We start from the raw sequence: 13108 nt of genomic DNA, 5'->3' as shown, positions 1-13108 counted from the left end.
CGCAGCTGCTACAGCGCCATCGTGCGGGCGCGGTCGATGCGCGCCAGGCAGTCGTCGCGACCGACGAGCGCCATGGTCTCGCCCAGCGGGGGGCTCACCATGTTACCGCAGACGGCGACGCGCACGGCTTGGAACACCACGCGCTTCTTGAGGTCCATCTGATCGGGCAGCGGCTCAAGCGCGGCGTCGATGTTGGCAGCCGTCCACTCATCCACGCCCTCGAGCGCGGCCTTGGCGGCATCCAGAATGGCGCCCATGCCTTCCTTGGCCAGACCCTTGTTGACAGACTTCTCGTCATACTCGAGCGTCTCGGCCGTGGCAAAGATGGGAGCGGCGACGGTCACGGCGTCGGCCGGCATCTTGGTGCGCGGCTTGACGATGGCGGCAAGCGCGTCGATCCAGTCCTCGCCGTACTCGATGTTACCCTCGATCATGCCGGCCTCGTGCAGCTCGGGGATCATGATCTCGTCGGCAAACTGGGCGTCGGACATGTTGTTGATATACTCGGCATTGACCCAGTCGAGCTTTTTGGGGTCGAAGGTCGCCGGGTTCTTGGAAATGCGGTCGAGCGAGAACTTACGGGCCAGGACATCGCGCGGGATGATCGTGGTCTCGCCGTCGAGCGACCAGCCGAGCAGCGCCAGGTAGTTAACGAACGCGTCGGACAGGTAACCAGCGTCGCGGTACTCCTCCACCGAGGTGGCGCCGTGGCGTTTAGAGAGCTTCTTGCCGTCGGCACCCAAGATCATGGAGATGTGGGCGAACGTGGGAACGGGCGCGCCGAGGGCCTCGTAAACCATGACCTGGCGCGGGGTGTTGGACAGATGGTCGTCGCCGCGGATGACATGGGTGATCTTCATCATGGCGTCGTCGACGACGGTCGCGAAGTTATACGTGGGCGTGCCATCGGAGCGGAAGATGACGAAGTCGTCGAGCTCCTTGGCGTCGAAGGACACCTCGCCGTGGACGGCGTCGTGGATGACGACATCGCCGCGGTCCTCGGGCACCTTGATGCGAAGGACGTAGGGCTCGCCGGCCTCGATGCGGCGGCGTGCCTCCTCGGGATCGAGATCGCGACAGCGGCGCTGATAGCCCTGGAAGGGGTCTTTACGCTCCTGGGCGGCCTTACGGTCGGCCTCGAGCTGCTCCTTGGTGCAGAAGCAGGGATAGGCCTTGCCCTCGTCCCAAAGCTTCTGGGCGGCCTGCTTGTACAGGTCCAGGCGCTCGGTCTGGGCATAGGGGCCATAGTCGCCGCCAACCTCGGGGCCCTCATCCCAGTCCAGGCCCAGCCAACGCATAGCGCGCAGAATGATCTGCGTGTTCTCGTCGGTAGAGCGGGTGGGATCGGTGTCGTCGATGCGCAGGATGAACGTGCCGCCGTTTGCGCGGGCAAAAGCCCAGTTATAGATAGCGGTGCGGGCGCCGCCGATGTGCAGCTTGCCCGTCGGTGAGGGTGCAAAGCGGACGCGAACGTCTGATGCCATGGAAATCTCCTCGATTGCAGGATGGATGTCTAACCGCACCAGTATAAAGCAACAATGCCCACCTCCGCACAAAGGGCACCGACCCAGTCATCGAAGCCGGGTAGCTAATTTGGGACGGGGCTTTTTTAGCTGCCCCGGCAGGCTATCGGCTAAACCAGCAAACAATCAGCCGGGGTAGCTAAAAAAGCCCCGTCCCAAATTAGCTACCTAATGACTAGGTGCGGAAAGGGTGTGAATGTTGGATTTACGCGCTATGATGTGCCCCTGCATACAGAGCCCAGCGGAATGGTAACGGTCGCTGGGACACGTTATTCGAAAGGACAATCATGTCAGAAGAGCTTCGTTCCATCCCGCCCCAGCAGGGGTCTTTTGTGTTTACGTCGGAGTCGGTGACCGAAGGCCATCCCGATAAGATCGCCGACCAGATCAGCGATGCCGTCCTCGACGCAATCCTCGCTAAAGAAATAGAGCTGCAGGAGCAGGGCTATATTGCGCCCAACGGCGTGCCCGCCAACGTTGAAAACGTACGCTGCGCCTGCGAGACCCTCGTGACCACCGGCACCGTCATCGTCGCCGGAGAGATTCGCACCCAGGCATACGTCGACGTGCAGGAAATCGCCCGTGGCGTCATCCGCCGCATCGGCTACAACCGCGCCAAGTTTGGCTTTGACTGCGATACCTGCGGCGTCATGAGCCTCATCCACGAGCAGTCCCCCGATATCGCCCAGGGCGTCGACGAGTCATTTGAGACCCAGACCGGCGCCACCACCGACCCGATCGACCTGATCGGTGCCGGCGACCAGGGCATGATGTTTGGCTACGCCTCCAACGAGACCAAGACCCTCATGCCCATGCCGCACTACCTGGCAAGCCGCCTGGCGGAACGCCTGTCCGCCGTGCGCCACGACGGCACCCTGCCCTATCTGCGCCCCGACGGCAAGACCCAGGTCACCGTGCGCTACGAGGACGGAAAGCCCGTGGAGGTCACAACCATCGTCATCTCCACGCAGCACGCTGCCGAAGTTGAGGACATGGGCAAGATCAAGGCCGACCTCATCGAGCATGTCATCGCACCCGTCATGGATGCCGAGAACATGCCGTGGGATGGCGCCGATATCTATGTGAACCCCACCGGACGCTTTGTCGTGGGCGGCCCCATGGGCGACACGGGCCTGACCGGCCGCAAGATCATCGTCGACACCTACGGCGGCTACGGCCGTCACGGCGGTGGCGCCTTTAGCGGCAAGGACTGCACCAAGGTCGATCGCTCTGCCGCGTACGCCGCTCGCTGGGTCGCCAAGAACGTAGTCGCCGCCGGCCTGGCCGATCGCTGCGAGGTCGAGCTGGCCTACGCCATCGGCGTGTCCAAGCCGCTGTCGATCATGGTCGACACCTTTGGCACCGCGCATATTGCCGAGGACAAGATCGTCGAGGCCGTGGAGAAGACCTTTGACCTGCGCCCGGGCGCAATCATCCGCGACCTGGACCTGCGTCGCCCCATCTATGAAAAGACGGCAGCCTACGGTCACTTTGGCCGCGAAGACGCCGACTTTACCTGGGAGAAAACGGACCGCATCGACGAACTCAAAGCAGCCTGCGGCCTGTAAGCTAACGAGAAAAGCCACAGCCAAATAAAAACGCACCAAAAAGAGGTACCGGAACAACCGGTACCTCTTTTTTATTTAAAGGTGGTGAAGATGAGCCGACCTGGGACATGGAATAGGTCACAGGCCGATAAATTTTGCAGAAGAGCGACTCCAACCATGTATCCTAAGTTCCGAGGACTTTAGTATTTGGTCGATCGCGAGTTCCGCACGAGCCGGAGAGCACTTAATGTGCTCTCCGTGCGAGCAGGACTGTCCGAGCAAGCGACCAAATACTAAAGCCCTCGAAACGGCGGGACAGCGTGTGCCCCGCCCCTCGGGACGACGAGATAGAGAAGGAGCAGCCATGGCAGGCAAGCCGCAAACACTAGCTACGACCTCGGCATTCGAGATCTTGGGCCCCATCATGGTCGGCCCCAGCTCATCGCACACCGCCGGCGCCCTGCGTTGCGCCCAGGTTGCCGCCAGCCTGCTGGAAGGCCGCATCACCAAGGTCACCTTTGGCCTGTGGAACTCCTTTGCCCACACCTACCGCGGCCATGGCACCGACCGCGCACTCGTCGCGGGCATCTTGGGCCTCGATACCGACGACGAAAACATCAAGCAGGCCTTTGACCTCGCGCGCGAGCAGGGCCTCAGCTATCACTTTGACATTAAGGGCGACGACGCCTCCATCCACCCCAACACCGTCGACATCGACATGGTCGATGACACGGGCGCCACGGCGCAGGTCCGCGGCGAGAGCCTTGGCGGCGGCAAGATGCGCATCAGCCGCATCAACGGCGTCGGCGTCGATATCTCGGGCATGTATTCCACCCTGTTTGTGGCGCACCAGGATGTCCCCGGCGTTCTCGCCGCGCTCACGAACCAGCTCGCCTACGCACACGTAAACATTGCCTTCTGCCGCACCTACCGCACCGAGGTGGGCGGCCAAGCTTATTCCGTCTTTGAGACTGACGGCACCCCCGATGACATCGTCGTTCCCATGCTACGCATGCTCGACAATGTCGATTACGCCACCTTCATTGAGCTTCCCGGCTCGGCCTCATCGCTCTCCCCCGGCGTTTCCGCCAAGGAAATCTTCGACGATGGCGAACAGCTCCTCGACGCCTGCGCCAAACTGGGCCTCAACATTGGCGCCGTCATGGCCGTACGCGAAGCCCGCCTGACCGGCGAGCAGCACGCCGTCGCCGCCATGCGCCGCGTACTCGAGGTCATGCGCGAGGAGACAACGGCGCCCATCGCCGCACCGCAGCGCTCGCTCGGCGGGCTTATCGGCGGCGAGGCAAAACTCATCGACGCCACACGCCGCAACGATCTGAGCACAAACCTGATGGGCGCCGTCCAAACCGAAGCCGTAGCCCGCGCCATGGCTGTGCTTGAGCGCTCTGCCACCATGGGCGTCATCGTCGCCGCCCCCACGGCCGGCTCTGCGGGCGTCGTGCCCGGCTGCGTGTTGGCGCTCGCCGACCATCTACAGCTCGATGACGAACAGGTCATGGACGCACTCTACTGCTCTGCCGCGATTGGTCTCAACCTCACCACAAGTGCCTGCGTCGCCGGTGCCGAAGGCGGATGTCAGGCTGAGGTGGGCAGCGCCGCCGCCATGGCCGCTGCCGCGCTAGTCCAGATGCTGGGCGGCACGCCCGAGCAGGCACTCGACGCTAGCTCTATCGCACTGAGCAATCTGCTTGGTCTTGTATGCGATCCCGTGGGCGGCCTTGTCGAAGTGCCATGCCAAAACCGCAACGCGATCGGCGTGGCGACCGCATTTAGCTCGGCGCAGCTCGCCCTTGCAGGTATCAAAAGCCTTGTGCCCTTCGACCAGATGGCACACGTCATGCTCTCGGTGGGCCACGCGTTGCCGGCCACGCTGCGCGAGACGGCAAAGGGCGGCATCGCGCAGGCTCCGGCCGCGCTTTCGGCCTGTGCAAAATGCGGTGTGTGCGGATAAAGAGCAGTCCAAAACAAGAGGTGGGACAAATGTCCAACCTCTTGCCAATGCCACCGTTTCAATACCACAAACAACTAGGTAATCGCTATAATGCAAGCCCAGTAAAAACACGATGAGCCGCAAGGCGAAACTCGAAGGATATGCATACGATGTCGCAAAACGACCGCACCCAACTGATTCCCGATCCTAAACAGCCTTCTAGGCCTACCGACGGCGTCCAGTCGCCGCGCCCCATTACGCCAACGCGTAGCACAAAGCATGGTTCGGGAAACACCTCACAGCGCCAGATCCCTCATGCATATCAGCAGCGTCAGAGCAATAAAGCGACTAAGCACGCGCCTTCACACACGCAAAACCATCACAAGGGTCCCCGTGGGTCAGAGAATCACGCCGACGGGAAAAAATCCGGGGCCAAAATGACCCTTTTCGTTGCTCTGGGCCTCATTGTTGTCGTTTACATTGTTGGCGTTGTCGCATTTTCGCAGGTAGCCTACCCCAACACCACCATTGCCGGCGTCGACGTCTCGTTCTCCAACGCTTCGTCTGCTGCCACTAAGGTCAACTCGGCGTGGAAGCACTATAAGCTCACCGTGACAGGCGACGACTTTAACTGGATCTATCAACCCGAGTCCGATGAACCCATCGTCGACGGCGAAGCTGCCGCAAAAGAAATCATCAGCCGCAACGAAGCCTTTATATGGCCGGTCCGCCTTGTGGAATCCTTAAGCGGCAAGACCAAAACAACCGCTACCTCCAACGAAGTCGATCTTGAACAAGACGTCGACCTGTCCATGCTCTCTGACACCTTTGACCAAAAGAAGTTTGAGGAGGATCTGGGCGCCGCCATTGACGAGTTTAACGAGGGCCGTTCGGGTACGTTCGAGGCCAATAGCTCCTATGACGAGCAAGCCGGCAAGTTTACCGTCGAGAAGGCGCGCTCCAACGAAAAACTCAACCGCGAGCATGTCATTAAGTATGCCGAGCTCGAGCTTGCCTCGCTGGCCGAGACCGTAGATCTTTCCAAGCTCGGCAACGATGCCTATGAGCCGCTCAATGAAACGCTGACCAATGATCAGATTCAGGCCGCATGCGATGCCGCCAACAACTTCTTGGGCGTCAACGTGACCCTCAAGCTCAACGGCGGAGCTGCCGGCAAGGTCGACGGCAGCTCCGTGTTGCAGTGGATCAGCTTTGCCAATCCGGCCAACCCCACACTCGATACGTCGCAGATCGGTAGCTGGGCAGCCGAGCTCGCCAACGGCTTTAATACCGTGGGCACCACCCGCTGGTGGACGCGTGCCGACGGCAAAGAATGTGCCGTCGAGGGCGGTGACTTTGGCTGGTCCATCGACAGCAGCTCGCTCGCCAAGCAGGTCGAGGACGCCATTAACAACAAGCAGACCGGCGAAATCGAGATTAAGTACTCCCAGAAGGCCGACACCTATACCGCGAAGGGAGAGCCCGACTGGAAAGCGTATATCGACGTCGATCTGTCCGAGCAGCACGCGCGCTACTATGACGAGAACGGTAATATCGTGTGGGAAGCCAACTTTATCTCGGGCAAACCGGGAGAGGATGCCACTCCCGAGGGCGTTTGGCAGATCAATAGCAATGACGGCGCAAGCAAGCTCATCGGTGCCAAAGACCCAGAGACCGGAAAACCAAAATACGAAAGCCCCGTGTCGTATTGGATGCCGTTTGAAGGCAACATGGTTGGTTTCCATGATGCAACATGGCAAAACGATCAGAGCTTTGACGACCCAAATTCGTACAAATGGTGCGGCAGCCACGGTTGCATCAACTTGCGTCTGGCCGATGCCAAGGCACTCCACGACTGCATCAGCGTCGGCCTGTGCGTGGTCGTGCACTCGTAGGGAAACACGCCTTCGCACAACGGGGAACTGACGCTCCAATCTAACAGTTCCGAAAGAATCCGCCATATGCGCCCGCTTCTCGCGACGGGCGCATATACTTATCGAAGAACTTTCTATAAAGGAGACGCCATGTCGAATGTCCCCACCATCACCCCGGGACCGAATGATACCGAGCGAGCGCCCGAGGGTGCCACCGAAACGCTTCCCCTCATAACAAACATGCGCGCCACACAGCAAAACGGCAGCACAAGCGATGCAACCGAGATTTCTGACGAAGAGGCCTACGCCAAGCTCAAGGCGAAGCGTGCCGAGCGTCGGCGCAAAAAGCTCATCCGACGTGGCATTGCGGCCGGCGTCGTGGCCGCCATTGTGCTCATCGCCGTTGTCGTAACCTTCGTCATTAACGCACGGCCCGCAGGTACCAACGGGCCGGTGACAGACATGGTCACCGAGGGTACATTTACGACCACCGTCGAGGCTAAAGGCCAGCTCAAGCCTATCTCGGCTTCGGTGGTCTCCCCTTCTGTCGACGGCACGGTGGCATCGATCAACGTATCAGCCGGCCAGTCCGTTAACGAGGGCGATGTGCTCATGACCATTAAAAATGACGAGCTCGATCGCAACGTTGCCGAGGCGCAACGCGCGGTGGCGGCGGCACAGGAAGACCTCGCCAACGCGCAGAAAGCGGTAGCTGCCGCCCAAGCCGCTCCGGCGACTGACACAGATGCGGCAGGCGCAAGTGGCGCCAGCGGCAGCACCGGCACGAGTGCCGACACGAGCGCCATCTCGAGCGCCCAACGTAACCTGGCCTCGGCCCAGGCGACCCTGGACCAGGCCAACGCCAAAGCTGCCGAGCGCACTGTGACCGCGCCCAGCTCGGGCAGCATCGTCGAGCTCAACGCCAAGGTCGGCGCCACGGTGACGGGCGGCATGATTATGGGCGAAGGCGATACGACCGGCGGCAAGCAGTGCATGCAGATCGCTGACCTCTCCAAGATGAAGGTCACCGTTCAGGTGGGCGAAAAGGATATCGCCAAGATCGCAGTGGGCCAGAGCGCCAACGTTACCTATCCGGCCTTTCCCGATATCGTGAGCCAGGGAACGGTCACGACAATCGCTTCGGTGGCAAACTCCGACTCCACCTACGGTGGCGGCGGTAGCGTGACCTATAACGTCGATATTTTGATCGACGCGCCCGACGCGCGCCTCAAGCCGGGCATGACCGCCGAGGTCTCGGTGGTAACCGAGCAGCTCGACGATGTGGTGATGGTGCCGACCATGGCGCTCATGACCGAGGATGGCGAGCACTATTACGTCAACGTGGCAACCGACGGTGAAGGCAAGGAGATGCGCCGCGTGAAGGTGACCATTGTGACGCAAAACGATAACGACGCCGTGGTCGGCAAGACGCAGGTCAAGCGCGACGACCAGGGCAATGAGATCAACGCAGACGTACCGGTTACCAAGCTGCGCGACGGCGACACCCTCATCGTGGACACCGGCGCAGGCATGACGGCCGACGGCGACGACTCTGGCAGCATGTCTGCCGACGAGGGCTTGTAATGCGTCCCGTCATCAACATCCGCAACGTGCATCGCATTTTTGAGAGCGAGGCCGGCTGCGCCCATATCCTGCATAACGTGAGCCTGGCAGTGAATCCCGGCGAATTCGTGGCCATTACCGGCCCTTCTGGCTCGGGCAAGTCAACGCTCATGAACATCCTGGGCTGCCTGGACAAGCCAACGGCAGGCGATTATTACCTGCAGGGCCTCAACGTGGCAGAGCTCGACGATGACGAGCTCACCGAAGTCCGCGCCCTGAGCATCGGCTTTGTCTTTCAGAGCTTTAACCTGCTGCCGCGCCTATCGGTCATCGAAAACGTCATGCTGCCGCTGTCGTACACCAACGTGCCGCGGGCTCAGCGTGAGATGCGCGCCGTTCATGCGCTGCAAGCCGTCACGCTGCCGGTCGACCACTGGGACCACCGCATCTCCGAGCTCTCAGGCGGACAGATGCAGAGGGTTGCCATCGCGCGCGCCCTCGTCAACGACCCGCCCATCATCCTGGCGGACGAGCCGACGGGAAACCTGGACTCCGCCACCGGAGCGCTCGTGATGGAGACCTTCCACAAACTCCAGGAACGTGGCAAGACCATTGTGCTCATCACGCATGATCCCGGTATCGCCGCCGAGGCCGACCGTGCCGTAACCATTCGCGACGGCCGAATCCACGACGGCGCGTACATCGCGCACGCACCGCAGACCCTGCACGGCGCCATTGATAACCTGCCCATGATTTCCGCACACGCCAATCCGACGAAAGGAGTGAAGGCATGAGCACGTGCGACCTTATCCAAGAAGCCCTTCACTCCCTCGAGGCCAACAAGGGACGCAGCCTACTCACCATCCTGGGCATTGTTATTGGCATCGCCTCCGTCATTGCCATGACCTCGCTTATCGGCGGTATCCAAAACAGCCTGGTCAACAGCCTGGGCCTCAACGCCGCGCGTATGGTGCAGATTTATTCGTCGCAAGAGCTCACCGAGTCGGACGTTGAGAATCTTCGCAAGATGGTGCCGCAGATCGAGCAGATCGGTATCGTGGACAGTGCCTATACCGAGTACAAGGCCGGTGACAAAAGCTATAACGTCATGGCGCAGGGCGTCGATAGCGACATGCTCGACGCAGTGGGCGCCAGCAAGCTCGTCGCGGGGTGCACCTATACCCAGGCTGAGTCCCAATCTGGCGCACGCGTGGCGCTCATCAGCCGCGGCGGCGCGGACCAGCTGTACGGCAACGAACAGGACGCGCTCGGCAAGACCATCAAGGTGTCGAACGGCGAGGTGCAGATTATCGGCGTTATCGACGGCGGCAGCGACTCCATGGGCTCACTCACGCTCTACATGCCGCGCGAGACCATCTCGGGCCTCTTTGGCGACGAGAACCCGTCTTTTCCCAGCGTAACGGCGCTCGCCGCCGAGGGTACGGACATGGATGAGCTGTGCAAGATGATTGAATCCAAGGTGCGCAGCATGAAGGACATCGCGGATGACGACGAATATGACAGCGTGTCGGCGACCTCAATGAAAAGCGCCATCGACGCCCTCAACTCCTTTATGGGCGCGTTTTCGCTCATCATGGGCGCCGTTGCCAGCATTTCGCTGCTCGTGGGCGGTATCGGCATCATGAACATGATGCTCACCAATGTGACCGAACGCATCCGCGAGATCGGTATTCGTCGAGCCTTGGGTGCCAGCCGTCGCGATATCACCGCACAGTTTTTGGCCGAGTCTTCGGCGCTGTGCATCACCGGCGGTCTGCTAGGTGTCCTGATTGGCTACCTGCTTGCCTGGGGCCTAGCGATGTTCGCCGCGGGTTCCGGCGTGCTTGGCGAACTCGGTGCCAGCGGTACCATAACGCCGAGTTTTTCGATCGCCACGGTGCTGCTGGCCTTTGCGGTCTCCGTCGGCATCGGCGTAATCTTTGGCTTCTACCCCGCCCGCCGGGCCGCAAAACTCGACCCCGTGGAGTGCCTGCGCTACCAGTAATGCAATCCCCCCCTGAGTTGCGGTGAAATAGGGAGTGTTTTAGCCGTTAAAAGGCCTATTCAGTCCTTATTTCACCGCAACTCGGAGGGGATAAGGCGCTAGTGCTATTCGAAACGAGATTCCAGACTCGATAGCCCGTTCAACGTCAGATTGTTAGCGACCTCCGAAATGCGCTCGATGGGCACCGAGCCATCGGAGAGTGCCCACGTGCGGTAAATGCCGATAATGCCCGAAAGCAAAAACGCCAGATAATAGTCGAACAGCTCGTCCTTTAAGCCATCGGGCAGCAGGTCGCGCTCGGCAATCTCGTGCTCGAGCGGCACACGCAAGCGCGTCATAAAGTCGTCGAGCGGAATGTTTTCAATCAGCTGGCGATTGAGCACCAAATTGTTGCACAGCGCCTCGTTAACGGTTTTGAAGAAGGTCGCCGCCGCTCCGAGTGCGCGCTCGTTGGTGTTACCGCCCATAGAGGAAAGCGTCTTCTCGACTGAGTCGACAATCATCTCGACCACATCCACGGCAATGGCATCGAGCAAGCCGTCCACCGTGCCAAAGTGCACGTAGAAGGTCTTACGGTCGACATTTGCCTCGCGCGCGATGGCGCTCACCGTAATATCGGCGAGGGGCTTTTCCATCAGCAGTCGCTCGAATGCCGAAAGAATCGCATTGCGACTGCGAACGATGCGGCGGTCAAGGCGCGGTTTAGTGGTGGCCATAGACGTGTCCCCTTCATGTCAACTGCCCACCTATAGCTCCTGTACAAGTGGGAGATAATCAACGTAAGAGGATTATCCTACATCTAGCATCGCAATGACGAGCATCATTAAGAACGCACGACTCACCAACTTGAACTGCCTCCCATTTCTTGGACACGAGAAATGGGAGGCTTTTTATGCGTGTCGACTTGAGAGTGAAACACGACATCGAGGCCAGGAAGGCGGCGATCGGGCTCTTCGAGCGAGGGCACGGCTTCGAGTTGTTAGCGTCAATCTATTTTTCACCAGTTTCGCTAAACAGGCGCGCCGTTTGCGCAAAGGCGGTTTCACCGGTTGCGCTAACGTATTTTCACCGATTCCGGTCACGGCTCGACGGGGCCGTCCCTCGGCAGGTCCTTCAGCCTGTAGGACCTGCCCGTTATCTTGACCAGGTGGCAGTGGTGGCACACCCTGTCCGCGATCGCGCTCGCCGCCACGTCGTCCCCGAACACCCTGCCCCAGCCGCTGATCCCCACGTTGGTGGTGATGATCGTCGAGCGCTGCTCGTAGCGCGTCGATATCAGCTGGAACAGCAGGTCCGCGCCCGCGCTGCCGACGTCGAGGTAGCCGAGCTCGTCGATGATCAGCAGCCTCGAGTGGGCGTAGTACCTGAGCCTCTTCTTGAGGATGCCGCGCGACGAGGCGTCCTCCAGGTCCTCGACGAGCCGGGCGCAGTCCACGAACCTGACCTCGCGCCCCGCCCTGACCGCCTCGATGCCCAGCGCGACGGCGAGGTGCGTCTTGCCCACGCCGGGGCTCCCCACGAACAGGACGTTCTCGGCCCGCTCGACGAACCTCAGGGTCGCGAGCTCCTCGATCTCGGCGCGCGGGACCGACGGCTGGAAGTCCCAGTCGAAGTCCGCCAGCCCCTTGACGTAGGGGAACCCCGACGACCGTATGCGCTGGCTGGTGGTCCTGACCTCCCGGGCGGCGACCTCGACGCGCGTCATCTCCTCGAGGGCGGAGGCGAAGCCCCGCTCGCCCGCGGCGACCATCCTCACGTAGTCGGGCAGGGACGCCGCCATCTCGTGCAGCCCGAGCGCGGAGAGGTTCGCCTGCGCCCTGATCGAGGGGCTGCCCTCCGCGACGGCGCCCATCACGCCCCTCCGAGCGAGTCGAGCAGCGCGAGGTTGGCGCGCGCGGCCTCGGCGATGTCCGCGTCGGCCAGGCCCCGCTTCCCCTCGAGGGCCTGCCCGTAGTGGTCGGGGTCGTAGTTGATGGGCCTCGACGGCCCGGACGCGGCGTCGTGGACGGCGACCTCCTCGCCGGCCATCCTCACCACGACCTGGCCGCCGGGCATCGCCACGACGCTCACGCGCCGGCCGATGCAGCGCCTGGGCACGGACCACTCCCTGCCGGCGGCCCTGACGAGCATGGTCGACGGGACGGTCTGGACGCTCACGTCGCCCACCATCGACTCGAGGAGCCGGAGGTTCCCGATGGGCCGCAGGCACTCCTTCTCCCGCATGAACAGCACGTCGGGCGGCAGGCCGGTGGTGCGGTTCGGCTCCGAGTTGGCCTGGGCCTCGACCCGGGCCACCGCCTCGGCGAGGCCGCTCCACCCGGTGAACTCGCCGCCGTAGGCGAGCAGGCGGTTCAGGAAGCGGTTGGCCGACTCGTCCTTGCCCTTGGTCTGCGGCGAGCGCGGCGCGCAGAGCCTGAGCTCGAAGCCGGCCTCCCGCGCGAACCGCCACGCCCTCTCCTGCCTGGTCCTCCTGCGGCCAGAGACGGTCACCAGGCACGACATGTTGTCCGTGATGCACTCCTCCGGGACGCCGCTGTGTTTCGTCAAGAGGATTTGAGCAAAAAGATCATCGGAAATTGAGCAGCCTGAGCATCGGAAGCGCGCACGCTTTTTGAGCGGCTAGCCCTCCTGCATGAGGGCATGGC

Annotated in this window: 10 protein-coding genes; 6 read left to right on the top strand and 4 right to left on the bottom strand. The window is 61.6% G+C overall.

Annotation, left to right across the window (positions count from 1 at the left end):
• Positions 1 to 8 precede the first annotated feature (8 nt).
• A complete protein-coding gene (gene gltX / locus ACTQZF_RS00985) occupies positions 9 to 1484 on the bottom strand; it encodes a glutamate--tRNA ligase (protein ID WP_441554296.1) in 1476 nt (491 codons plus the stop codon).
• A 326-nt stretch (positions 1485 to 1810) separates the two neighbouring features.
• Between gltX and metK the strand changes: the two genes are divergently transcribed.
• The 6 genes from metK (at position 1811) to ACTQZF_RS00955 (ending at position 10463) form a co-directional block, all read left to right on the top strand.
• Complete coding sequence (gene metK / locus ACTQZF_RS00980; protein WP_427728191.1) at positions 1811 to 3091, top strand: methionine adenosyltransferase; 1281 nt, start codon at positions 1811 to 1813, stop codon at positions 3089 to 3091.
• Between the two features lie 343 nt (positions 3092 to 3434).
• Entirely contained in the window at positions 3435 to 5042 is a 1608-nt protein-coding gene (sdaAA, locus tag ACTQZF_RS00975) for an L-serine ammonia-lyase, iron-sulfur-dependent, subunit alpha (protein WP_441554295.1), read from the top strand.
• A gap of 416 nt (positions 5043 to 5458) precedes the next feature.
• A complete protein-coding gene (locus tag ACTQZF_RS00970; protein ID WP_441554294.1) occupies positions 5459 to 6916 on the top strand; it encodes a L,D-transpeptidase in 1458 nt (485 codons plus the stop codon).
• Between the two features lie 129 nt (positions 6917 to 7045).
• Positions 7046 to 8479, top strand: coding sequence for an efflux RND transporter periplasmic adaptor subunit (locus tag ACTQZF_RS00965; protein WP_441048461.1), 1434 nt, complete (start codon positions 7046 to 7048; stop codon positions 8477 to 8479).
• Positions 8479 to 9252: an ABC transporter ATP-binding protein gene (locus tag ACTQZF_RS00960; protein WP_427717357.1), complete on the top strand. Its 774-nt coding sequence runs from the start codon at positions 8479 to 8481 to the stop codon at positions 9250 to 9252. Before ACTQZF_RS00965 ends, ACTQZF_RS00960 begins: the two co-directional genes overlap by 1 nt.
• Positions 9249 to 10463 carry an ABC transporter permease gene (locus ACTQZF_RS00955; protein WP_441554293.1) on the top strand — a complete coding sequence of 405 codons (1215 nt, stop codon included), beginning with the start codon at positions 9249 to 9251 and terminating at the stop codon, positions 10461 to 10463. The genes ACTQZF_RS00960 and ACTQZF_RS00955 overlap by 4 nt, the downstream gene beginning before the upstream one ends.
• A 104-nt stretch (positions 10464 to 10567) precedes the next feature.
• On the opposite strand, the gene ACTQZF_RS00950 is transcribed toward ACTQZF_RS00955, so the two are convergent.
• The 3 genes from ACTQZF_RS00950 to ACTQZF_RS00940 all read right to left on the bottom strand — a co-directional run bounded on the left by ACTQZF_RS00950 (position 10568) and on the right by ACTQZF_RS00940 (position 12965).
• Complete coding sequence (locus tag ACTQZF_RS00950) at positions 10568 to 11179, bottom strand: TetR/AcrR family transcriptional regulator (protein WP_441041102.1); 612 nt, start codon at positions 11177 to 11179, stop codon at positions 10568 to 10570.
• 362 nt (positions 11180 to 11541) lie between these two features.
• Complete coding sequence (gene istB / locus ACTQZF_RS00945) at positions 11542 to 12315, bottom strand: IS21-like element helper ATPase IstB (RefSeq protein ID WP_441554292.1); 774 nt, start codon at positions 12313 to 12315, stop codon at positions 11542 to 11544.
• Entirely contained in the window at positions 12315 to 12965 is a 651-nt protein-coding gene (locus ACTQZF_RS00940; protein ID WP_441554291.1) for a Mu transposase domain-containing protein, read from the bottom strand. Before ACTQZF_RS00940 ends, istB begins: the two co-directional genes overlap by 1 nt.
• Positions 12966 to 13108: the final 143 nt, after the last annotated feature.

It is taken from the genome of Collinsella sp. LCP19S3_H3, from assembly GCF_052119145.1.
Taxonomy (GTDB): Bacteria; Actinomycetota; Coriobacteriia; order Coriobacteriales; family Coriobacteriaceae; genus Collinsella.
Note: the sequence above shows the minus strand (reverse complement) of the source record. Positions and strands in the feature narration are given on the sequence as shown.

Excerpts from the sequence above, each read along its gene's own strand:
- gltX (WP_441554296.1), bottom strand. The coding sequence starts at position 1,484 with ATGGCATCAGACGTTCGCGTCCGCTTTGCACCCTCACCGACGGGCAAG.
- metK (WP_427728191.1), top strand. The coding sequence starts at position 1,811 with ATGTCAGAAGAGCTTCGTTCCATCCCGCCCCAGCAGGGGTCTTTTGTG.
- sdaAA (WP_441554295.1), top strand. The coding sequence starts at position 3,435 with ATGGCAGGCAAGCCGCAAACACTAGCTACGACCTCGGCATTCGAGATC.
- ACTQZF_RS00970 (WP_441554294.1), top strand. The coding sequence starts at position 5,459 with ATGACCCTTTTCGTTGCTCTGGGCCTCATTGTTGTCGTTTACATTGTT.
- ACTQZF_RS00965 (WP_441048461.1), top strand. The coding sequence starts at position 7,046 with ATGTCGAATGTCCCCACCATCACCCCGGGACCGAATGATACCGAGCGA.
- ACTQZF_RS00960 (WP_427717357.1), top strand. The coding sequence starts at position 8,479 with ATGCGTCCCGTCATCAACATCCGCAACGTGCATCGCATTTTTGAGAGC.
- ACTQZF_RS00955 (WP_441554293.1), top strand. The coding sequence starts at position 9,249 with ATGAGCACGTGCGACCTTATCCAAGAAGCCCTTCACTCCCTCGAGGCC.
- ACTQZF_RS00950 (WP_441041102.1), bottom strand. The coding sequence starts at position 11,179 with ATGGCCACCACTAAACCGCGCCTTGACCGCCGCATCGTTCGCAGTCGC.
- istB (WP_441554292.1), bottom strand. The coding sequence starts at position 12,315 with ATGGGCGCCGTCGCGGAGGGCAGCCCCTCGATCAGGGCGCAGGCGAAC.
- ACTQZF_RS00940 (WP_441554291.1), bottom strand. The coding sequence starts at position 12,965 with ATGTCGTGCCTGGTGACCGTCTCTGGCCGCAGGAGGACCAGGCAGGAG.